The following is a 22732-nucleotide window of genomic DNA, read 5'->3' as shown; positions in this document are numbered from 1 at the left end:
AAATGTATTCCTGAAAATGAATCTGCCGTTCCGCACGGTCGCCACTCCTTATTATTGCGAAACCGCAGTCTGTTTTCGCCGCCATTTTCCCGTGCGGTATTCCAGAAACGAAATCAGCCAGTTGCAGAACCAGCCGATAGGCACGGCACACCACACCATAAAAATGCCAAACCGCGGAGCCATTGTCACAGCAACGATCACGCGAATGCTAAGGTTCACCAGATTGGCGACCGTGAACATTTTCATATCCCCAGCCCCACGCAGCAAGCCGTCCACTGCCATTTTGAAACCGACGAAACAGAAGAACCACCCCATAAAGGTGAGGTAGCCCTCGCCTACGGAGAACGCGGTTTCTGTGCCGTCTGCTCCCAGAAACAGAGCGACCAGCGGGCGTTCCAGCAGTTCCACGCAAACGCAGATCAGGACAGCACTGCAAAGTACCATGCGGTTCGTGGCGTGATACCCTTTTACCACTCGTTCTTCCTGTCCGGCACCCAGATTCTGGGCAGTGTAGGAGGAGAGGGCGTTGCCGAACGCCGCCATGGGCACAATGCAAATGGACTCCACCCGCATTGCCGCCGAAAATCCAGCCAATGCCTCGGAACCGAAGCTGTTTATCACCGACTGCACCAGCATCATGCCAATGGAAACGGTGGACTGCTGTAAAATGGAGGGCAGGGCAATGCGTGTCATTTGCAGCAGTTCCGTGTGACTGAAGATGCCGGTTTTTCCGCTGGGGAAACGCTTCAGTTCCCGCAGCAGCACGAGAAAGGAAAGCACTGCCGAAATGCCCTGTGCGATCAGCGTTGCCCATGCCACACCGGTTACGCCCATGTTTGCCTTTGTGACAAGCACCATGTCCAGCACCACGTTGAACACCGAGGAAAAGATCAGGAAATATAAGGGGATACGGGATTTTCCCAGTGCATTGAACATGGAGGAGAACACGTTGTATAAAAACAAAAACGGCAGCCCTGCGAAGTAGATGTTCAGATAGTCCACTGCCATGTCCAGCACATCTGCCGGCGTTTGGAGGACTTCCATGATCTGTCGGCTCAATGCCAGTCCGAAACCGCCAAGCAGAATGCTGACTCCCAGAAATGCCAGACAGGCGGTGTAAACTGCCAGCTTCATGCGGGGGAATTCTTTTGATCCGAAGTAACGGCTCACCACCACCGAAGCCCCGATGCCGCCGCCAATGGCAATGCAGATGAAAATGTTGGTCAAGGCGTAGGAGGCTCCCACTGCCGCCAGAGCCTGTTCTCCTACGTATCTTCCCACAATGGCAGAATCCATCAAGGTGTATGTCTGCTGGAACAGATTCCCCAGAATCATCGGCAGGGCGAACACCAGCAGTGCCCGAAACGGTTTCTGCCGAATCAGATAGTCGTTTCCCATGATGCCATACTACGGAAACGCCGGAAGCTTTTATGTACAAGCTTTATGCAGCGTTTCCTTGCTCCTTGTCAAAAATTTAGAGTGTGTTCCCATAAAATGCTTTTGCCGAAAAGACGTGCATTTCATTTTTATGGGAACGTACTCTATAGTATAGGACGATCTCCGTGGAAAAGTCAACCACTTCCTGTGAATAAAAAACGACAAGGGAAATGAGTTGTTGTTATTTGATATTCCTACGATGACACTTCATACGACGAAAAAACCGGCAGCACGTCAGGAAACTTCCTGTTCCGTACTGCCGGTATTTGCCTTAGCTATTCCTTCAAATACGCAATCGAATCGGTGTAATACGTATTGTTATAGATGTCCTCCAGCACGTAATAAATAAAGGTATCCCCCAGTTGCTCTGCTGCATCTGCATAGCCAACTTCCAGACTGTCCTGCACGGTGAAAATCTCATCGTCCAGCGTCATCGTTTCCACATAGTTGAGATCCTCGTCGTAGATGTCATAGTACACCTGAAACGTGTCCCCGTCACAGATGTCATACAACCCCTTGGCTGCCACGCTGTCCGTATACACCGGACGAACGCCGGCAGCATATCCCGACGGGTGCTCCGTATCCCAGACAAGCACGATTTCCGCATCGATACCGTTATAGACACACGGCACAGAACCGCAGGTGAAAAAGCTGTCCCCGTCACTGGTATAGGACTCGTGGAAAAACGGCACGACCTGTCCGTCCAGTGCCACCCATGTCTGGTCGTATTCCACGATCAGATTGCCGTAGTCGTCGAACTCGCAGTAATCGTCCAGCCCCATGTCCACATAGAATCCGTCATAGACGGCAAACATCTGCATTGCGGCATCATTGACGATCTCCCAGTCTTCTTCCGAAAGCTCCAGCACACACCTGCCGTCCACCTCCGTGGTTTCCAGCAGGCTCAGGTCTGCACTATAGGTTTCGTAGTAGGATTCGTCATAGCCGGCATCAGCATCGAACCACTGAAAGCCGCTGTATTCGCTGGCAGCTGCGTGATTCTGGGTATTGGAAAAACCGGAAACAGAGATCTGTCCACCTGCCATAACATTGGCAAACTGCTCCAGAAACGCCGGATATGCATCATCATACCCCAAAGTCTGATACATCTCCTCCAGCATATCCAGTGCGGACAAATCATAATATGGGAACAAAATGGATAACCCGTTGTCCCCGCTGCCGTTCTCCGTTTCCCGATAATATACAACACAGTCGGAAACTGCCTGTTCCAGCTGGTCTGCCGTTTCGCTCTGGCTGTGCTGTGCATAGTCCAGCAGATCGATGTGATCCAGTTCTGACTGATACACCGCACGGGTATTGCTGCGACTCTGGGAGATCCGGCGGTACTCCCCTGCGGAAAGCTGCTGCACTGCATCATCGGAGAACTGGCTCAATGCCGGCAGCAGCTTCTGTGTCACCTGCTGCAAATCAAACATGCCCAGCGTGGAATACATACTGGGCGAATCCCAGCCGCTTTCTGTGATATAGTCGTCAATGATCTGCCGCCCGTAACGTTTCGGCGGAATCCCACAGTTTTCCGAAAGCTTTCCGATCCAGTCGGTATAGTACCAGCCGCACCCCGGCTCCGGCTCTTCGGAGGCAATCAGATAATCGGCATACGGTGCCGCCATCAGGCAGGTTTCAAAGTTCGCCATCAGGCAGGCATCAAACCCCAGCATATCCAGATGCACACTGGCATCGCCCAGAGCACGGGACATTTCCGTCAGGCTCATGCTGTCGCCGCCGAAATTTTCGTCATAGCCATAGCCGCCAACCACACCACCGCCGTGGTCCCACAGCACCAGCCCGTAGTGATCGGCAGCGTAATTGCTGCTGCAATATTGGATAAAGTCGGTCAGTGTAGCACTGTCTGCCATGTTCTGCATGCCCAGACTGTCGTCCACTAATTCCAGACCGTCCTCTGTCACCTGATACCGCTGGCAGCGGTCATCTGCAACTACCGTATTTTGCCATTCTGCTGTGCCGCCAGTCTGCACGATCACATTCAGGTTGCCGGCGGTATAGCCATACATGATCTCGTTGAGGTCTTCCGTGGCAAATCCGCACTCGGATTCCAGATCGGAAGCACACATGTACAGCATCAGGGTATAGGTATCCGAAGCATTCCCCTGTTCCTCCAGCGGAATATCTTCTTCCCAGTCCAGACAGCCGACTGTCACTAAGCTCAGTACTGCCGCCATGCAGACTGCGGCACATTTTCGCAAAAATACCGGCATAAACAGTTCCTTTCGTCATTTCTCATTTTTTCATTTTCGGCAATACCGCACAAAGATTGTGCGACAGATGCGTCGTCAAATTTTTCGTCAGATGAAACAAAAAGCGGAGTGAATACTTGATGTATTCACGAGCATTTTTGTGAAATATGACGGGAAATTTGCAAGCAGATGGCGTGCAAAGTCGCCAGACGCTCTTTGTGTGGTATTGCCTTTCAAAAAAAGCAGAGATAAAAATCTCTGCTTTTTACAGCGGCTTTGTGAGCCTGTATCATTCCAATATGAACAGTTGAAAGGCACAGGGGAACAATGCCTTTGTTGCCTTGTGCTTATACCAGTTCGCTGCCGTCCTTGGCTGTCAGTTTTCCGGTAATGATCAGAATCAGATCAATAAGCCACCAGATTCCGAAACCGCCTGCTGTGATCAGCTTCAGGATACCCAAACCGGTATATCCCAAATAAAAACGATCCACGCCCAGTTCTCCCAGAAGAATCGAGAGAATAATTGCTGTAGTTTTGCTTTTCATGGTCATAATCTCCTTTCGTCCCATGTCGTTCCAGTCTGCCATTGGAACAGTATTATAATTATATAGTTTTAGGGCAACACTGTACAAAACTTGTGCATAAGATGCGTCATCAGATTTTTCGGCAGATTGCATGCCAAACCATCAGACAAACTTCAGGCAACACCGCACAAAGCCTGTGCGGCAGTGCTGCCTTTATACAGTGTTTCCTTTACACACTTTATTCTGCGGATTCTTCCAGACCCATTGCCGAATACAGATACTCTACCACGGCATTGGCATCTTCTTCCGATACCTGTGTATATACGATGCTCTCGCCGTCGCTGGTCAGCTGCAGTTCCGAGCCATCTTCCGAAATATCCCAGCCAAAGCTTGCCAGAAGATTGTAATTCTCATCGTAGGCATTCAGAGTATCATAATCCATGCTCCACAGGAACGAGCCCTGATCCAGTGTGCCGTCCTGACTAAGTTCAATGATCTCCAGCGTGTCGCTGCTCATAGAAATAGCAGATGCACTGGTGTCATCGGTGCCTACCCAGTAAGTACCCTGCAAGTATTCCTGTACCTTTGCGGCAGTTGCCATTTCCTGCATTGCAGTTGCTGCATCAGAAAAGCTGTAGTTATCTGCCTGTGCCATGATGACATTGTTGTTGAGGATCATCACGTCATTTTCCATATCATAGCTCCACGGAATGGAAGCGATCTGGTTGGTCAGTTCTGCATCATCGAAAATATAAATGGTAGGGTCACCTGCGGTAACACCCCAATAACCGGAAGCAGAAGAACCGTCATCTGCTTCAAATACGATCTCTTCTTCATTGAAGCCCATAGCATAGCAGTTATATTCTGTATCCATGCCCAGCCAGAGAGTACCTGCCAGTGCATCGGCATACGCTGCGGTTTCATCGTCCACACTGCCGCTTTCTGCATCATCTTCTGCAAGTTCATCTACTTCTGCATCATCTGCTGCATCAGCAGCTTCTTCAGTTTCCGCAGCAGAGGTTTCCGCCTTGGAGGAAGATGTTTCTTCCGAGCCGCAGCCGGTTGCCAGTGCGGCAGTTCCGAGCATTGCCATCGCAGTCAGCCATGCTAACATTTTTCTCAGTTTCATTAATTCTAACTCCTTTTCAGCCTCAGCAGAACACGCTTTCATCTGTCCTGCTCTGATTTCTATTCCAGCACTGCTTTCGAAAAGCACCGCTGTTGATGATATAATTATACTGGATTTTTCACAATTATGCAATACGATTTACGCAAAACGCAGTTTTTCTTCATGAAACGCAAAAAAATCCCTAGACATTCCATGAAAAATATGCTATAATGTAATCTGTATTCGTATGCCTATTCAAAAATCTACAATGCAACGGAGGTGATTTTTGCATATGAATATTGCACTTGTCGATGACTCTGCCGCAGACCGCAACAGTCTGAAATTATATCTGCACGTCTACCTGAAAAAACACCGCATCACCGCGGAACTGGAAGAATTCACCTGTGCTGAAGAATATCTGGAAGCCGCACAGCACCGGACTTTCGATGTGGTTTTTCTGGACATCTATATGAAGCAAAAGACCGGCATGGACGTTGCCAGGGAACTGTTCGCCGCCGGCAGCCGCACAAAACTGATCTTTCTCTCCAGCAGCACCGACTTTCTCCGGCAAAGCTATTCCGTGCGGGCGGTGTACTATCTGGTAAAGCCCATTGTGCCGGAGGAATTCGAACAGGCAATGCAGTTTCTGGAACTACAGCCGGATTATGCTGTGCCATTTCTGGAAATTGTACAAGAAAATGTCCCCCGCAGCATTCCCACCGAAAAGATCCTTTATATTGATGTACAGGGACACACGACGGTGATCCACACGGAAACGGAATGCATCTCTCTTGCTGTTTCCTTCGGAAAGCTGACGGCATCGCTGGAGGCTGACGAACGCTTTCTCCCCTGTATCCGCGGCATTCTCGTAAACATGCAGCACATTCAGGACATGGACGGCAATCTGTTCCGGCTCTCCAACGGCGAAACGCTGCCGATCAATATCCGCAACAAGAAAAAAATCGGCGAACTCTGGCGTACCTATCTCTACGACCAAATGGCAAAGGAGGATTGATGCTTTGATGTGTGCTTCAAAACGTTTCGGCAAATTTGCCGTGCTTTTCCTTTTTCTGCTAACCTGCCTCGGCAGCAGCATTCCGGTTTCAGCTGAAGCGGAGGAAGAACCGGAGGTTCTCACCGCGATCGCTTCTGCCGACGTATTTTTCAGCGGCTTTCTCATTGCCGAAGGGGATACTCTCGAACTGGAAGAATCTCAGTATTATCTGGAAGATGCGGTTTCCTATCTGATCGCTTATAATGAGAACGGCGGCGAAGCCCTGCTTCTGGCGGAGATCTCCGGCTGGGAAGCGGTGGACATTCAGACTGCGGGAAGCTATACCGTTACTGTGCATCTGTGCATTGACGATTCCGACAGAGATGCTGCAAACTATGTGCTTGCTCCGGAGTTGGAGAACATTTCCATTCCGGTCTGCATCAGCCAGCCGGAAGCATTTGACCTGTTCTGTGCACGCACCACAGCGGAGAGCCACGTCATTTACTGCCTGCCGGAGCTCCATGAGGGCGACAGCGTTTATGCCTATTCCAGCGAGCAGCCCTGTGACGATGCTGAGCTGGACGACTGTACATGGACATTGTGCGACAACGAAATGGCATCGATTTGCCAGAACGGCTTTTTCATTCATCGAAATCGTCTGCCGGAAAAGTGGTACACCTATTTTTATGTGCAGACCGAAGATACCCGTTCGCAGTACATCGGCATTTTCGAAGACGGCAGTCAGACCAAGGTGATCTCCATAGGCGGCGATCGGGACGGCAGCGACAATGTGGCTTCTCCTACGCCGGCGGTTTCCCAGCCGGCTCCTGCGGCTCCGGAAGCTGCACCGACAGAAACACGATCTGCCGCTTCCACCACCACACAAACACAGGCGGCTCAGATCAAGGCACCGGCAGCTGTGCCTGCCGCAGCAGAGGAAAATGACAACGCCGGTTCGCCGCGGGAAGAACACAAGAAAAAGGCATATTCTGTCAACCGCACCCCTGCGGAAACTGCCGCTGCCCAGACCACAGCTGCTTCTGCTACTTCCGAAGCCAGCACCGCCCAGAGCAAGACAACTGCTGCAGCTCCCATGCTGGAATACTCGGACAGCGATCGGGATACCATTTCCGGATACCGGCTGCAGTGCATGTTCGAACAAAGCGGCAATGCGGTATTCTCCAAAAACGGCGTTACTCTTTCCATTCCGCAGGGAGCATTCCCCTATACCGACGCCGACACCGTCACTGTTTCGATCACACCAAAAGAGGACGGCAACTACGCCGTACAAGTCACCGTAAATGACGAAAATGTTTCCCTGCAAAAAGAAGTGACATTGTGGTTTCCGGAATCGCTCTTTTCCAAAGATGCCGAACCAGCACTGGAAGTCAACGGAGCCGCACAGCTGTTGGAATACGATGCAGACAGCCACGCTTACCGCATGGATACCAGTTATCTGGGAATCTTCTCCATTCCGGCAGCAGAGGCAGAGCATAATGCTCCGTACTGGATTTTCTGGCTGGCAGGCGGAATCGCTGCGACAGGACTGGGCATCTTTCTGTTCCTGCGGCTAAGGAATCAAAAACGATGAACCGGCAGAATCGCAGGCAGATGCTCCGGTTATATCTGGGCATGCTGCTGTCCGTGCTTCTGGCATCGCTGTTTTTCAGCGGGCTGTACCGTTTCAACAACAAATATACGCAGCATACCACTCAGCCCATCAACGGACTGCTGATCCTTTCCGAAGCGGACATGGAACAGCACCCCAGCCGTTATCTGTGGCATGACTGGGCATATTATCCCAATGTGCTGCTGACACCGGCAGACTTTCAGGACGGCGACCCAGACCGGTATATGACCTATGTCAATCTCCAGTCCGGAAACCGCATGGATCTCTCCGGACAGAGCGGCCAGACACAGCTTGGCTGCGGCACTTATCTGCTCCGCATTCAGGTGCCCAGTACCCGCATCAGTTATTCTCTGGGTATGCCGGAAGTATTTTCAGCATACCAGCTGTATATCAACGGCGATCCGGCTCTGTCTATCGGAAATCCCGACCCAGACCACTATCGGGACGCGACCGGCAGCCGGCTGGTCAGTTTTTTTCCGGACGAAAACGGCATGATCACCATACTGATCGCTGTCAATAATCAGTCCTATTTCTACAGCGGCATGACTTTTCCGCCAGCGTTCGGTACACCGCAGGCATTGAATTACACCCGTGGAATCCGGCTGGGGCTGCGGCTCTGTACGATTTTCACATTTCAGGTTGCCATTCTCATCTGCGGGTACTTCTGGCTTCGGACACGCCACAAAAATACTGCCCTTCTGGCACTGCTCTGTCTGCTGATGATCGGATGGACAGTGTATCCCCTGCTACACACGCTCTTTCTGCTGCCGGTGTTTCCCACTTACTGGCTGGAAACGCTGTGCTGCTACGGAACACTGACTCTGCTGCTCTATCTGCACAATCAGGTCTGCGGCATTGCTGCCACGGCTTCCCGCATCAGCTGCGGCGTTGCTGTGGGGATCTGCGTTGGCGTTTCGGTGTATTTTTTCGGTGCAGCCAGCATACCGGACTGGGGCATTGCCGCTGTTTCCCGACTTCTTGCCGGATATAAGCTACTGCTTTCGGCGTATCTGATCTTCACAGCATTCCTGACCGCCCGCAAAAGCGAAAAGAATCATCGGCTTTTCTATGTATCCCTCTTTTTCGGCTGTGCCTGCCTCTGGGATCGTATCTATCCGGCATACGACCCGATCTTTGGCGGATGGTTTCTGGAATGGGTCTGCACGGTGCTGATCTACATGCTGGCTACGATGCTATGGAAATTTTTAGCAGAAAGTTACACCCAGAACCGCCTGCTCCAGCAGCAGAACCACAATGCTGAAAAGCAGCTGATCATGCAGACCAACTACACCTTCCAGCTGCGGGAACAGGTCGAGATCCGCCGGCGGTTTGTCCACGATTTCCGCCACCATCTCCGCACACTGCACACGCTGGCAGAACAAACCGGCGATCAGGTGATTCTGGAGTATCTGGACTCTGTGGGCGAATACAGCAGCGGATCTGGAAAAATCATGGAAACCTATTGCGGCAGACCGGCAGTAGATGCCCTGCTGTTCTACTATGACAATCTGGCGGAGATCCGGCACATTGACCTGTCCCTGCAATTTCAGATTCCGGAACCGTTTTCCATGACCGACGTAGAACTGTGCACCCTGCTGGGAAACCTGCTGGAAAACGCCGTAGAAGCGTGTCTGCGAATGCCGCCGGAAGCAACAAAACGAATTCGGCTGAAAACTGCCTGCAAGCCTGCATTCTGGTATATGGTGATCGAAAACACCTACGACGGTATGCTTGCACCAAAGGAACAGCAGGGCTTTTTTACCCGAAAGAACAACAACGAATACCACGGCATCGGGCTTTCCTCTGCCATGCACCTTGTGGAAAAGCACAAGGGCACACTGGACGTACAGCCCAGTGCAGAATTGTTTCGGGTGGGAATCATGATTCCTATAGAAAAATAAAAAGCAGCACCGTAACGGTGACTGCTTTGTCGAAAAGCGTGTTTTGTGTGGGCAGAACACGCTTTTTTAGTATTCGATTCATTCGTTTTTCCATTGACTTTTGCATATTTTTATGATATAATCAAATTGTCAAAAGAAAGCGAAAACGTATAGACACACTTCCAAGCAGGTATACTATCTGTAGGAGGTGCAGGACATTGAAGGAGGAAAAGCATATGCTGTCTATTTTTGCAAAACCGGTTTCTTGTGCATTTGTTGTCGCTCCTGAAAAAGCAGAAGCGTTTTTACATGAGAAATCCGATCCGAAAACAAAGGAAAAAATATTAAAACGTGCCAAAAAACTAGAGGAACAGATGAAGAAAAATGCAGAAAACAATCCTGTACGGGAACCAAATTCAAATCAGTGAACCACTTCTTATTACAGAGGAGAACGCTTTTCTGACAGAAAAATTTGACTGTGGCAATGAGGTCATCAATCATTATCTCAAATCAGAAGCGAAAAAAGATACACAAGCTGTTTCTTTCCTGATTACTGATGAAAAAAAGAATGCTGTGATTGGATATTTTGCATTAAGCTGTTCCGGATTTATTATAGAATTTCGAGGACACCCAACCATTTATCCAGCAGTAGAAATCAAGATGTTTGCAGTAGATGAAGCATATCAGCATATTCCATATTCTGATGATCCGGAAGACGGAACGCTGAGTGATATAATATTTAATTTCGCAATTTCCAAAATCTATGATTTTACAGAAAAGTACTGTGGTGCGGATAAAGTCATTCTTTATGCTGTTCCAAAAGCAGTCAATTTTTATCGAAAAAATTTCTTCTCTGTATTTGAAACATTTATGTTAAAATCAGAAAGCAGATTTTTAGATGGCTGCATTCCGATGTATATGAACCTATAAAACCCGTTCTTAGCACACGCAAGAACGGGTTTTATTTTATCCTTCAAATCTCCGCAGAATCTCTGCACAGCAGAGTGCCGGCAGTGTTTCCGGCAGCAGCTGCAACGCCTCGTCTGCTGCCTGCCACAAACTTTCCCAGCCGGAAAAGCCCATGCCGATACCACACCCCAGCCAGCGATGCCACCAGATTTGTACTGATTCCAGTTCCGGCACTGCTGCCGCACGGTCTTCTATGGGGAGCATGTCCCGACAAAGGGGAATCGGGTTGCCGGTAAGCTGCCGCTGTACCAGCCGAAGCAGCAGCAGGGCAACGCCGGCTTTTCCCCGCAGATACGGTTCTGTAACGCCCAGCTGTTCCGTGATCCACGGGGACAAGGGTCCGTTTTCCGGATAAGCTGCCGCGAACTGCTCCGCCGCCTGTTCGAATAAAACTGCAACGTTCTGCATCTGTACACCTCCGTTTTTGTGCGTTAAGAAAACACTGCATAAAGCCGTCAGGCGGGCTTTATTCAGTGTTTCCTTAATTTTTGTGTTTTTATTATAGCATTTTCGCAGAGAGAAGTCAACGTACCTTGCACTTTTTCCGAAATTGTGTTATAATAAAACATATCGCGTGTTTCCAATCTATCAGGAGCAATGAAAGAAGTATATCATATATCATGAGTAAAGTTATTTATGAATTTCATAGGCAATACCGCACAAAGATTGTGCGGTATTGCCCTAAGGAAACACGCCCGAATCTACGGCAGCCTACACGCTGCCCTATCTCAGGAGGTCTTTTCATGGTACTTGCCATTGACATCGGCAACACCAATGTTGTCATCGGCGGCTTTCAGGAGCAGCAGATTTTATTTGTAGAACGGGTTTCTACCAATCAGAACGCCACATCTCTGGAGCTTGCCATTTCTATCAAAACAATTCTGGAAATCTATCAGATCCAGACCACAGAAATCGAGGGCTGCATCATTTCTTCCGTGGTGCCCTCCATTAACCATGCGGTTCGGAAAGCCGTGGAAAAAATTGCACACTGCCACGTGGTTCTGGTGGGACCGGGTGTCAAAACCGGCTTACAGATCGCCATTGACAATCCGGCACAGCTGGGCAGCGACCGCGTTGCCGATGCCGTGGCAGCACTTCACGAATACCAGCCGCCCATTGTCATCATCGATATGGGCACTGCCACAACGCTTTCCGTCATCGATGCCCAGCGGCGGCACATCGGCGGCATGATCGCTCCGGGCGTGGGCATCTCTATGAATGCTCTGACGGAAAAGACGGCACAGCTGCCGAAAATTTCCCTCGATCCGCCAAAGCGATGCATCGGCAGCAACACAGTAGAGTGCATGAAAAGCGGTATTCTCTACGGTGCCGCCGGCTGCATTGACGGACTGCTGGACCGCATTGAGGAGGAACTGGGCGAAACGCCTACATTTCTCGCCACCGGCGGGCTGTCGGAGTTTATCATTCCCCACTGCCGGCACAAGATCGTACTGGACAACCTGCTTCTGCTGAAAGGTTTGCAGCTGATCTATCAGAAGAATGTGGAAGCGTAACAGGAAAAGGCAGACAATGTGTATCCAACTTGAAAAAGGGAAACAAGTCGAGATTTAAGGAGATGAATCATCATGTTTTTCAAGAAAAATAAGAACAACGATTTTCTTAGTATCAAAATAGAGAAATTAATTGATTGGAATGAACCAAATGGAGAAGGATGCATTGTATCCGACAGAATAACAAAAGAAGGTTTTAAAGTAGGATATATGTATCGAGAAGTTCCAGATGAAGACAACCCAGATAGCGGATGGCGTTTTTTAGCAGGTGATGAAGATGAATCTTATATGAATGATTCAAGCAATCATCACGTGCTTTCCATCAATACAATATGTAATTATGACAGAGATATTATTCCTTATATTCATGCGGAAATAGGAAGTGTTTATATACGAACTGGAAGTAATACATTTGAAATTGATGATGGTAGCAAGCCGATATTCGTTGATAAGCAAAAGCGATAAATCCTAGCTTTTTCAAGAAACAACAAAGCATGTACTCTGAAACTCAAATGCTATAGCAAGGAGCTTAAAGAGGAAATACCGGAATATTTCTTTGAAACCATTCCCATTATTGAGAGAATGGACTGTAAAGTCATTGACTTGAAGAAATGCGAACAAGCTTTTCAAAAGTGGGGAAAACAAACGCCCACATTGGAAGAAATCCGCAGTGAACTGTTTTGATGAATGTTCTCATACCAGAATAAAAAACGGCTGCCGTGAGGAAATCCCCTCGGCAGTCCTTTTCTCTTTTTTATCATATTCCTCAACAATTACTGCTGCGGAAATACAACCTTACGATAAGTATCAAAGTGCATCCACTTGCTGAAGAATGCCTGATCCTGTCCGCCGGTTTGAGCATACTCGCTCAAAAATGCCTTTGCTTCCTCGGCGGAGTGTACCAGTACCTCAAAACCGCGTCCGTTGATGACCGGTACGTTGTCATAGGTGTACTCGCTTGCCGGCAGGATTGCCGTGATCTTCTTGTCACGGATCCGCACAGCCACGCCGTCACGGAGTACGATGCAGTCGAAGCTGTCCGGATAGTGGTAGCTGTCGCCGCTGGTGGGAATCTCGTCCCCTACTGTATAGGTCTGGCTCACCGGATTGTACTTCAACACGTTCAGGCTCTCGGTATCGTAGTAGAATTCCTCGAAGATGTCCCCTCTTGCCTTGAGGTCGCCGTACTGGAAGGAGTTGCGGTCGGCAGTGCTGCTGACCTTCTCACTGACAGCATCGACAACGCCGCAGGCAGAAGTCATATTCGTCACACGGTCGATCAGGATCAGTTCGCCCAGCACCTTGTGATTGGAGAACAGATCTGCCACAATGCCCTCTGTCAGCAGGATCTCGCAAACGGCAATGCCGTTCTTTTCCAGTGTGTCTGTTTCCTGATGTGCACCGGTGTTGACATCAATGGCATAATCCACCTTAGTCAGAATGCCGGGGATCAGCTTGGTTCCCAGCTTCACCAGATAGTCCTTGCCGATGCTCAGCGGTTCATCGTCCATCCACAGCAGAGAAACTGTCAGCTTCTTATATACTGCCACATCTGCGTCCTTGACGAAAACGCAGCCGCGGGAAACGTCCACTTCCTTGTCCAGCGAAATGGTGACCGGCTGTCCCTCAAAGGCTTCGTCCACAGACTGATCTGTCATCAGAATGCCCTTGACGGTAGCAGTTTCATTGCTGGGCAGCGTGGTGATCGAATCGCCTACGCGAACTGTACCGGCTTCGATTTGTCCCTGAAAACCACGGAAAGTGTGATCCGGACGGCATACACGCTGTACCGGCATATAGAAGCCCTTTTCGTGGCTGTCGGAGTGAATGTCCACGTTTTCCAGATATTCCAGAAGCGGCACACCGTCATACCACGGAATGTTCTCTGACTTCTTGGTCACATTGTCGCCCTCTGTTGCAGACAGCGGAATGATGTATACGTTTTCCAGTTCCAGCTCCTTGCGGAGTTCTGCGATCTGTGCTTCGATCTCGCGGAACCGTGCTTCGCTGTAGCCCACCAAGTCCATCTTGTTTACCGCAAAGACAAAATAGCGGATACCCATCAGCTTGCAGATTCGGGCATGCCGTCTGGTCTGCACCAGCACACCCTGCGAAGCGTCAACCAGAATTACAGACAAGTCAGCGAAAGATGCACCTACCGCCATGTTTCTGGTGTATTCTTCATGTCCGGGGGTGTCTGCAACGATAAAGCTGCGGTTGTCGGTGGTGAAGTACCGGTATGCCACGTCAATGGTGATACCCTGTTCCCGTTCTGCCATCAGACCGTCCAGCAGCAGGGAGTAGTCAATGGCACCGCTGCGGCTGCCCACCTTGCTGTCCAGTTCCAGTGTCTTTTCCTGGTCTGCGTACAGCAGCTTTGCATCATAGAGAATATGTCCGATCAGCGTGGATTTTCCGTCGTCTACGCTGCCGCATGTGATAAATTTCAATAAACCCTTCATTAGAAGTATCCCTCCCGCTTTCTGCGTTCCATGCTGCCGGCTGCCTCGTTATCGATAACTCTGGAGGTTCGCTCCGAAGAAACGGAACTCAGGGTTTCATCAATGATCTCGTCCAGCGTGGTAGCTGTTGATTCAATACCGCCGGTCAGCGGATAGCAGCCGAGGGTACGGAACCGAATGGATTTATACTCCGGCTTTTCGCCCGGCTTCAGCGGCAGACGGTCGTCATCTACCATAATGATATTGCCGTCCCGATAAACGACCGGACGTTCTGCTGCAAAATACAGCGGCACGATGTCGATGTTTTCCCGCTTGATATACTGCCAGATGTCCTTTTCCGTCCAGTTGGAGATCGGGAATACCCGCATGCTTTCGCCCTTTTTGATCTTGGTGTTGTACAGCTTCCACATTTCCGGACGCTGGTTCTTCGGGTCCCACGCCTGTGCTTCGTTCCGGAACGAGAAAATTCGTTCTTTCGCACGGGACTTTTCCTCGTCACGTCTGCCGCCGCCGAATGCTGCGGTAAAGCCGTACTTGGTCAGAGCCTGTTTCAGAGCCTGTGTCTTCATGATGTCGGTATAAGCTGCACCGTGGTCAAAGGGGTTGATGCCCTGCTTGACACCTTCTTCGTTGGTGTAGACCAGCATCTCAATGCCCAGCTTCTTGGCAGTTTCATCACGGAAACGGATCATGTCCTTGAACTTCCATGTGGTATCGATATGTAAGAACGGGAAAGGCGGCTTTTCCGGATAAAATGCTTTCATCGCCAGATGCAGCATTACGGAACTATCCTTGCCGATGGAGTACAGCATTACCGGCTTTTCGCATTCTGCCGCAACTTCTCGGATAATGTAGATTGCCTCTGCTTCCAGTTCGTCAAGATGTGACAATTCGTGCATAAGGTTTCCTCCTCAATATTGGTTCGACTGTTTGGTATGGATACGGATCTCACTGGTTTTTCCGTCGGGGTGATCGATGATCCAGCGTAGGACATCGCCCTCTTTTTCCGTGTGTACCAGACTGCCCATGCCGCCCATATCTGCTCCCAGATAAAAGCGAATGGCGTGTACTGCACACTCCTTCAGACAGGAGGTGCAGCCCCAGCAGTCTTTCGGGTACTTGATAAACGCTTTTCCGTCTGCATTCATGTGAATCAGACTGCCGGGGCAGACCATGCTGCATTTTCCGCAGCCGACACACTGCTTGGCGTTAATGGCAATGCTCATAGTTCTGTCCCTCCTCTACCAGATCGCGGAAAACGATTTCCAGCTTTCCGTTTTTCATGCGGGAATTGACGTATTTCTTCCAGTGTGCATCGTCCTTTTCCGGATAGTCCAGATTTTCGGCAAAACTGTGCCAGCGGGTTTCTTTTCTCGCCTTGAGGTGTGCGATCACGCTGCGGCACACCAGAAGCCGTTCCCGCAGTTCGTAAATATACATCAGTTCCTGATAATCCGCTGCATGCAGCTGGTCGGACAGTTCCGTCAGCCGTGCGATCTTGTCATCGGCAATGTCCAGTTCCTTTTCGTGGAACCGGTAATTGGTACCGATACCGCCGGCATAGGTGTCCATGACGGTCTGCATCGCATCTTCCAGCTGTTCCGTATCAAACAGCCCGCCGTCTGTTGTCAGAAAATGTGCTGCTTCTGCAAGGTGCTCCTGTACCGCCGTTTCTTCCGGCGGCACCGGCGTATGGGAACGTAGGAATTCCAGCATGGATTCTGCGGCAATTTCACCCTCCGCCAACGCACCGGTAACGTATTTCTGGGGACATCCGCCGGCAACATCTCCGGCGGCGTACAGCCCCTCTATCGTGGTGGCACGCTTGGTGTCCACCCAGTAGCCGCTGGCGGTATGACCGCCTACGATATACGGCTCTGTGCCCTCGATCTCCACATTCTGCTGAGAAGGTTTCCTGCCGTTCTCGATCCACTTCAGCGTCTGGGACGGTGCCATGTTCAGATAGGCTTTCATCAGGGAATCGTCCTGTTCCGGCGTGATGCCCTCTGTCCGCAGATAGCAGGGACCTCTGCCGGCAAGGTTCTCGCTGACTGTGCCGTAGACACGTTCCGAGGTGGTCAGCCCGTACTTGGTTTCATAGACCTCGCCCAGCGAATTCACCTGCTTGGCTCCCACGCCCTGTGCCAGTGTACCGGTAGGAGCAATGGTGTCCTTGCAACGCAGAGCAATGAACCGCATCTCAAAGGTGGTCATCTCTGCACCGGCACGAATGCCCATCGCGTAGCCTGCCCCCGTATTAAAAGGCGGATACCACATTTTGTGGCGGGAGAAGCCGGGGTGGTTGGGCTTATACAGACCAGCCGCACCGCCGGTGGCGATCATAACGGCATTGGCTTCAATGACATACATGGTGCCGTCCTGAATGTTGAAGCCGAATGCCCCCTGGATCCGGTTGTCTTTCACGAAGAAGTCCGTGATGTTGACGTGATTCTTAATCGTCACCTGCGGCAGAGCCTCTACAGCCTTTGCCAGGATCGGCTTCATGTTTTCGCCGTTGATCTTCAGATTGCGGTTGCCGCGTGCCACGTACTTTCCGTTTGCATCTTTGAGGATCACCAGCCCCAGACGTTCCATATGCTCGGTCACCTGATTGAGCCGTTCAGACATGGTGAGAAGCAGATCGCCGCGAACGATTCCGTCGGCATCTTTTCGGGCATAGTCCACATAATCCTGCGGCACTCTGCCCTCTGTAATATACGCATTCAGTGCATTGACACCGGCTGCCAGACAGCCGCTGCGTTTGATATGAGCCTTTTCACAGATCAGTACTTTTGCATCAGACTGATCTGCAATGGTCAGTGCCGCATAGCAACCGGCTGTGCCGCCGCCGATGATCAGTACATCTGTTTTGCAGCGTTCGATTTTCATTTCATCACCATCTTTATCCTCTGTTTTCCAACAGGTATTTTTCCGCAGAAGCCACACAGTTTGCACCGTCCGCCGCCGCTGTGATTACCTGCCGCAATGCCTTTGTCCGCACGTCCCCTGCGGCAAACAGTCCCTCTACAGAGGTCCTGCCGTCCTCTCCTGCCTGCACATAGCCGCTGCTGTCCAGTTCTGCAACGCCCTCCAGCAGGCTGGTATTCGGCACGCTGCCGATCGCCACAAACACACCGTCCAGCGAAAGTTCTTCCGGACTGCCGCCCTGCAGCAGCTTCAGGGTTTCCACCCGTTTTTCTCCGGTGATCTCCGTGGGAACGGCATTGGTCACCAGAACAATATTTTCAGTTTTCTGCACCGCTTCCTGCAATGCCGCATTGGCACGGAACGTATCCCGCCGATGCACCAGATACACGGTCTTTGCCATGCGGGAGAGATACAGTGCATCTTCCAGAGCCGTATCTCCGCCGCCGATCACAGCAACAACTTTGCCCTGATAAAATGCCCCGTCACAGGTGGCACAGTAGGAAACGCCTGCCAGCCTGCCGCCGGCAATTTCCAGCCGCCGGTAGGAAGTCCCTGCGGCGTAGATCACGCTTCTGGCTTGGAGCTCCGTGTGATCCTCCAGCGTTGCGGTGAAGTATCCGTCTTTCTTTTCCAGATGTGTAACATCATTCTCACAGAACAACGTCCCCAGTTCTGTGGCATGTTCCCGAAATTTTTCGCCCAGTTCATAGCCGCCGATGTGGGGCAGTCCGGGGTAATTATCCACCTGTTCTGTCACGGCGATCTGTCCGGCACCCATGGTATCCCGTTCGAGCACCAGTGTCTGTAATCTGGCACGGCTGGCATAGATCGCTGCCGTCAGTCCTGCCGGACCGCTGCCGATGATAATGATGTCATACATAGCTTACTCCTTGATCTGCAAGTCTTCCTTTTCTGCATCGGTGCCTTCGATATGGAACGAATTCAGCACCGGATTCTCCCGATCCATCAGGGAAAGAATCATATAGCTTGCCTTGCTGTCATATGCCAGCCGCTTATCTTCTTCCGACGGTCTGGACGGCGATTCGGGGTGAGAATGCCAGTTTCCCAGCGGCACCAGCCCATTGGCACGCATATCCTTGACTGCTGCCAGCTGTTCCTTGGGATCCAGACTGAAATGCTCATTGGAATGGTCAATGTTCGTCAGCAGGTACACCTTCCTGACGATCTTGTCCGTTCCCTGTACCTCGCCGGCGATCAAACCGCAGGCTTCGTCCGGAAGCTCTCTGGTCGCATGTGCCAGCATTTTTTCAAAATCTGCTTTGTTCAATTGAATCATAGTCCAACACCATCGCATTCTGCCTGTTCATAGTCGATCAGTTCGGTAATTGTGGGGTGTGTTCCGCAAACTGCACAGCCGGAAGTTTCAGACGGCAGCTTTACCTTGCGGAATTCCATTTTCAGTGCATCATAGGTCAGCAGATAGCCGGTCAGCAGGTTGCCGATACCCAGAATGTACTTGATCGCCTCCATTGCCTGCAAGCTGCCGATCACGCCGCCCATTGCACCAATGACACCAGCCTGTTTGCAGGTCGGTACTGCGTCCTTCGGAGGCGGGTTCTTGAATACGCAGCGATAGCAGGGACCTTCTCCCGGCACATAGGTCATCAGCTGACCCTGAAACCGGATAATACCGGCATGGGAGAACGGCTTCTTCGCCATAACGCAGGCATCGTTGATGAGGAACTTTGCCGGAAAGTTATCTGTGCCGTCAATGACGAAATCATAGTCCTTGATAAGATCCATGATGTTTTCGCTGGTGACGAATGTCCGGTAGGTGTTGACCTTGACATCAGGATTGATTGCCTCCATGGTTTCCTTGGCGGACTGTACCTTTGCCTTGCCCACATCAGCGGTGGCATGAATGATCTGCCGCTGGAGATTGGACAGGTCTACTTCGTCTGCATCTGCAATGCCGATCGTACCTACGCCTGCGGCAGCCAGATACATTGCAGCCGGAGCACCCAGACCGCCGGCACCAATGATCAGCACCTTGGCATTCAGCAGCTTCTTCTGTCCCTTGACACCGACTTCTTTCAGAATGATGTGGCGGGAGTAACGCTCGATCTGTTCGTTGGTAAATGCCATGTTACTGTCCACCTCCCATGAAATAGAGGAACTCTACATTGTCGCCGTCCTTGAGAACGGTCTGCTCGAATGTGCCGTTTTCTACGAATTCGTCGTTAATGGTGACGGTGACGTACTGCGGGGTTTCCACATTTTCGTCCACGATCAGCTGAGCCACGGTCAGACCGTCTGCGACTTCCTTCTGTACACCTGCAACTGTGATTTTCATAATTCTATACTCCTTTATGTGTTATTTCAGGGAATCAATGATCTCCTGCAATTCTGCTTTTTTGACCAGACCTCTGCGTCTGTCCTGCTCTGCTCCGTTTTTGAAGAAGATCAGAGTCGGTACCGCCTGCACTTCGTACTGTTCCGCCAGCGGCAGATCAAAGTTGATGTTGATCTTTGCCACTTTCAGAGCATCGCCGTATGCTTCTTCCAGTTCCGCCAGAACCGGCGAAAGCCGCTTGCAGGGAATGCAGCTGTCGGAATAAAAGTCCGCCAGTACCAGTCCCTCTGCTTCCAGCACTTCTTTCCGGAACGTATCCTGTGTGACACGTGCAGCCATTCAATCACCCACTTTCTTGACGATCAGGTCGTATGTGCCGTCCTCATTCTGGAGCAGCTTCAGGATCTTGTGTCCTTCTTCCTTAATGCTCCGCGGTACGTTCTGCACCGGCTCGCCGTCGTTCATGTGAATGGAAAGAATCTGTCCGTCGTCCAGTTCTTCCAGTGCCACCTTTGCCTTGACAAATGTCACCGGGCAAACTACGTCTGTAATATCTACGGTATCATCAATTTGAAAATCAGCCATTGTATGCCTCCCAGATTTTTTCTTCAAATTTTTCTCTGCCTACACGTTCCAATGTGAACTGGAACCGTTCGCCTGCCTTGGCGTTGTTCTCAAAGAACTGAATGGTCGCATCGCAAATCTTCAGAAGCTTTTCCTTGTCCGCAATAAACGGAATAACCGGTTCGCCCTTATGAATGCTGTTGCCGAACAGTCCGCCAAAGGAAACGATGTAGCCATGTACGGTATCCCATGCTTCTGTGGGACATGCCTTGACGCAGCGTCCGCAGAAGTTACACTTGCTTTCGTCTACGACGATTTTTTCACCCTCGTGTGTAATGGCACCGCTGCGGCAAGCCTTGACGCAGACACCACACTGAATGCAGTCCTCCTCACGCCATTTCACCTGAATGCCGCCCTTGATGCCCAAGTCATTTTCTTCGGACTTCAGGCAGTTATTCTGACAGCCGGTGATGCCGAACTTGAACTTATGGGGCAGTTCCCGTGCAAAGTATCGTTCGTCCAGTTCCTTTGCCAGTGTGTACGTATCGATACAGCCGCTGGGACAGATTGCCTCGCCCTGACATGCGGTAATGGTACGGACACGCGGTCCGCAAACGCCCGGTTCCACATCGCCCTCTGCCAGTGCCGCCTTGACTTCTTCGATCTGATCCAGCTTCACAAAGGGAATTTCCACGCTCTGGCGGGAGGTCAGATGCACATGTCCGTCACCGAACTGTTCTGCCACTTCTGCAATTTTTGCCAGCTGCTTTGCCGTCAGATTACCGCCGACCACACGAAGCCGGAGGGAGAAGTGATTCTTCTGTTTCTGCCGCATGAAGCCGCCTTTTTTTAAGGTCGCATAATCGACTGCCATTTAACATTCCTCCTGCATTTTCGCGATCGCCTGTCCGAAATCTTCGATCAGGTCTTCAATATCTTCAATGCCCACGCTGATGCGGATCAAATCCTCATATACGCCGGCACTTTGTTTTTGTGCTTCATTGCTGTGTGCATAAATCGTACTTGCGGGGTGGATCACCAGTGTCCGCACATCGCCGATATTGGTAGCATTGGTGGCGAACTGCAAATGATTGATCAAGCAGAACGCCTTTTCCTTGCTGCCGGTACGGAGCGTCAGAATCGCACCGCCCTTGCCGCCGAACTGTTTCTGCACCAGCGAATAATAGGGACTCTTTTCCAGTGCCGGATAATTGACCTCTACGCCGTCCACGCTGTCCAGATACTGTGCCAGCTGCAACGCATTGTCACAGAGCCGTTCCATCCGCAGCCCCAGCGTTTCCAGCCCCACGGAGTTCAGGAACGCATTCATCGGGGACAAACAACCGCCCACATTTCTCCAGATCGCATTCCGCAGCTTTGCCAGATAAGCAAACTTGCCATACTTGGCATAGGGTTCGAATCCGTCATACCGGCTGCTGTCCCAGTGGAAATTGCCGCTGTCCACGATCACGCCGCTGATGGCATTTCCGCCGCCGTTGATGTACTTGGAAGAAGAATGTACCACCACATCTGCTCCGTATGCAAACGGGTGGATCAGATACGGTGTAGCAGTGGTGCTGTCGATGATTAGCGGAATCCCGTGAGCATGCACCAGTTCCGAAACCGCTTTCAAGTCTACTACGTCCAGCTTCGGATTTCCGATCAGCTCCGTAAAGACCACCTTGGTGTTCTCGTTGATCAGCGGTTCGATCTCCTCTACTGTGATCGATTCTGCAAAGCGTGTGGTGATGCCAAACGCTTTCAGGTCAGAAAACAGATCAATGGTTCCGCCGAACAGTCCCGAACCAGCGATCACTTCATCTCCCGCATGGAGAATGTTCAGAAGTGCCATTGTCACCGCCGTCATGCCGGAAGAACAGCTGACTGCTCCGATGCCGTTTTCCATTGCGGCTACCCGTTTTTCAAAAGCATCTACTGTGGGATTGCTGATTCTCGTATATGCAAATCCCGGTGCCTGATTGTGAAAGACTTTCTCTAATTTTTCTGCCGTTTCATGTGCGAATGCACTCACCTGATAAATCGGCATGATCGTAGAACCTGTACTCTTTTCGCCGTCAAAATTCTGATGCAGCAATGCCGTATTAAACTTCATGCGTTCACCCACGCTCCTCTCGTTCTCGGAACATTTTTTCGGCAATACCGCACAAAGATTGTGCGACAGATGCGTCGTCAAA

The 22732-nt window shown here is 50.8% G+C and carries 24 protein-coding genes; 7 read left to right on the top strand and 17 right to left on the bottom strand.

Going from position 1 to position 22732, the window contains the following annotated elements; all coding sequences use genetic code 11:
* Window positions 1-51: 51 nt before the first annotated feature.
* From DXB92_RS08920 to DXB92_RS08905, 4 genes are all read right to left on the bottom strand, one after another.
* Complete coding sequence (locus DXB92_RS08920) at window positions 52-1398, bottom strand: MATE family efflux transporter (protein ID WP_117733610.1); 1347 nt, start codon at window positions 1396-1398, stop codon at window positions 52-54.
* A 314-nt stretch (window positions 1399-1712) separates the two neighbouring features.
* Window positions 1713-3674 (bottom strand): clostripain-related cysteine peptidase, encoded by a 1962-nt coding sequence (locus DXB92_RS08915; protein WP_117733609.1) that lies wholly within the window; start codon window positions 3672-3674, stop codon window positions 1713-1715.
* 326 nt (window positions 3675-4000) lie between these two features.
* A complete protein-coding gene (locus DXB92_RS08910; RefSeq protein WP_040648207.1) occupies window positions 4001-4198 on the bottom strand; it encodes a TM2 domain-containing protein in 198 nt (65 codons plus the stop codon).
* Between the two features lie 217 nt (window positions 4199-4415).
* Window positions 4416-5306 (bottom strand): hypothetical protein, encoded by an 891-nt coding sequence (locus tag DXB92_RS08905; protein WP_040648206.1) that lies wholly within the window; start codon window positions 5304-5306, stop codon window positions 4416-4418.
* Between the two features lie 271 nt (window positions 5307-5577).
* On the opposite strand from DXB92_RS08905, the gene DXB92_RS08900 reads away from it, so the two are divergent.
* The 5 genes from DXB92_RS08900 (at window position 5578) to DXB92_RS08880 (ending at window position 10719) form a co-directional block, all read left to right on the top strand.
* The gene (locus DXB92_RS08900) at window positions 5578-6300 is read left to right on the top strand and encodes a LytTR family DNA-binding domain-containing protein (protein ID WP_117733608.1); all 723 of its coding nucleotides are present in this window, start codon (window positions 5578-5580) and stop codon (window positions 6298-6300) included.
* 4 nt (window positions 6301-6304) lie between these two features.
* Window positions 6305-7870, top strand: a complete 1566-nt coding sequence (locus DXB92_RS08895) for a hypothetical protein (RefSeq protein ID WP_147330041.1) — start codon at window positions 6305-6307, stop codon at window positions 7868-7870.
* Window positions 7867-9810, top strand: coding sequence for a GHKL domain-containing protein (locus DXB92_RS08890; protein WP_117733606.1), 1944 nt, complete (start codon window positions 7867-7869; stop codon window positions 9808-9810). Before DXB92_RS08895 ends, DXB92_RS08890 begins: the two co-directional genes overlap by 4 nt.
* A gap of 197 nt (window positions 9811-10007) precedes the next feature.
* Window positions 10008-10217, top strand: a complete 210-nt coding sequence (locus DXB92_RS08885) for a hypothetical protein (RefSeq protein ID WP_117733605.1) — start codon at window positions 10008-10010, stop codon at window positions 10215-10217.
* Window positions 10174-10719 carry a hypothetical protein gene (locus DXB92_RS08880; RefSeq protein ID WP_117733604.1) on the top strand — a complete coding sequence of 182 codons (546 nt, stop codon included), beginning with the start codon at window positions 10174-10176 and terminating at the stop codon, window positions 10717-10719. The genes DXB92_RS08885 and DXB92_RS08880 overlap by 44 nt, the downstream gene beginning before the upstream one ends.
* Before the next feature lie 36 nt (window positions 10720-10755).
* On the opposite strand, the gene DXB92_RS08875 is transcribed toward DXB92_RS08880, so the two are convergent.
* Complete coding sequence (locus DXB92_RS08875; protein WP_117733603.1) at window positions 10756-11166, bottom strand: hypothetical protein; 411 nt, start codon at window positions 11164-11166, stop codon at window positions 10756-10758.
* Window positions 11167-11501: 335 nt separating this feature from the next.
* On the opposite strand from DXB92_RS08875, the gene DXB92_RS08870 reads away from it, so the two are divergent.
* Both DXB92_RS08870 and DXB92_RS08865 read left to right on the top strand, forming a co-directional pair.
* On the top strand, window positions 11502-12272 hold the full coding sequence (locus DXB92_RS08870; RefSeq protein WP_021683344.1) for a type III pantothenate kinase: 771 nt from the start codon (window positions 11502-11504) through the stop codon (window positions 12270-12272).
* A gap of 72 nt (window positions 12273-12344) precedes the next feature.
* Entirely contained in the window at window positions 12345-12734 is a 390-nt protein-coding gene (locus DXB92_RS08865; RefSeq protein ID WP_021683343.1) for a DUF2185 domain-containing protein, read from the top strand.
* Between the two features lie 308 nt (window positions 12735-13042).
* On the opposite strand, the gene DXB92_RS08860 is transcribed toward DXB92_RS08865, so the two are convergent.
* From DXB92_RS08860 to DXB92_RS08805, 12 genes are read right to left on the bottom strand one after another with little or no spacing between them, the layout of a single operon-like run.
* Window positions 13043-14731 carry a GTP-binding protein gene (locus DXB92_RS08860; RefSeq protein WP_117733602.1) on the bottom strand — a complete coding sequence of 563 codons (1689 nt, stop codon included), beginning with the start codon at window positions 14729-14731 and terminating at the stop codon, window positions 13043-13045.
* Window positions 14731-15630 (bottom strand): sulfate adenylyltransferase subunit CysD, encoded by a 900-nt coding sequence (gene cysD, locus DXB92_RS08855; protein WP_021683340.1) that lies wholly within the window; start codon window positions 15628-15630, stop codon window positions 14731-14733. The genes DXB92_RS08860 and cysD overlap by 1 nt, the downstream gene beginning before the upstream one ends.
* 12 nt (window positions 15631-15642) lie before the next feature.
* Window positions 15643-15957 (bottom strand): ferredoxin family protein, encoded by a 315-nt coding sequence (locus DXB92_RS08850; RefSeq protein ID WP_021683339.1) that lies wholly within the window; start codon window positions 15955-15957, stop codon window positions 15643-15645.
* A complete protein-coding gene (locus DXB92_RS08845; RefSeq protein WP_117733601.1) occupies window positions 15941-17620 on the bottom strand; it encodes an adenylyl-sulfate reductase subunit alpha in 1680 nt (559 codons plus the stop codon). The genes DXB92_RS08850 and DXB92_RS08845 overlap by 17 nt, the downstream gene beginning before the upstream one ends.
* 13 nt (window positions 17621-17633) lie before the next feature.
* Entirely contained in the window at window positions 17634-18539 is a 906-nt protein-coding gene (trxB, locus tag DXB92_RS08840) for a thioredoxin-disulfide reductase (RefSeq protein ID WP_117733600.1), read from the bottom strand.
* Window positions 18540-18542: 3 nt separating this feature from the next.
* Window positions 18543-18956, bottom strand: a complete 414-nt coding sequence (locus DXB92_RS08835) for a M67 family metallopeptidase (RefSeq protein ID WP_021683336.1) — start codon at window positions 18954-18956, stop codon at window positions 18543-18545.
* Window positions 18953-19765 (bottom strand): thiazole biosynthesis adenylyltransferase ThiF, encoded by an 813-nt coding sequence (thiF, locus tag DXB92_RS08830; RefSeq protein WP_021683335.1) that lies wholly within the window; start codon window positions 19763-19765, stop codon window positions 18953-18955. Before thiF ends, DXB92_RS08835 begins: the two co-directional genes overlap by 4 nt.
* Window position 19766: 1 nt before the next feature.
* Window positions 19767-19973, bottom strand: coding sequence for a sulfur carrier protein ThiS (thiS, locus tag DXB92_RS08825; protein ID WP_021683334.1), 207 nt, complete (start codon window positions 19971-19973; stop codon window positions 19767-19769).
* Window positions 19974-19994: 21 nt separating this feature from the next.
* On the bottom strand, window positions 19995-20312 hold the full coding sequence (locus tag DXB92_RS08820) for a thioredoxin domain-containing protein (RefSeq protein WP_117733599.1): 318 nt from the start codon (window positions 20310-20312) through the stop codon (window positions 19995-19997).
* Window positions 20313-20558 carry a sulfurtransferase TusA family protein gene (locus DXB92_RS08815; RefSeq protein WP_021683332.1) on the bottom strand — a complete coding sequence of 82 codons (246 nt, stop codon included), beginning with the start codon at window positions 20556-20558 and terminating at the stop codon, window positions 20313-20315.
* Entirely contained in the window at window positions 20551-21411 is an 861-nt protein-coding gene (locus DXB92_RS08810) for a 4Fe-4S binding protein (RefSeq protein ID WP_021683331.1), read from the bottom strand. The genes DXB92_RS08815 and DXB92_RS08810 overlap by 8 nt, the downstream gene beginning before the upstream one ends.
* Window positions 21412-22650 carry an aminotransferase class I/II-fold pyridoxal phosphate-dependent enzyme gene (locus tag DXB92_RS08805; RefSeq protein WP_117733598.1) on the bottom strand — a complete coding sequence of 413 codons (1239 nt, stop codon included), beginning with the start codon at window positions 22648-22650 and terminating at the stop codon, window positions 21412-21414. It abuts the gene before it with no gap.
* Window positions 22651-22732 lie beyond the last annotated feature (82 nt).

The sequence above is a fragment of the Ruminococcus sp. OM06-36AC genome (assembly GCF_003438725.1).
GTDB lineage: Bacteria > Bacillota > Clostridia > Oscillospirales > Ruminococcaceae > Ruminococcus_C > Ruminococcus_C callidus.
This window is presented reverse-complemented; position numbering and strand designations above follow the sequence as displayed.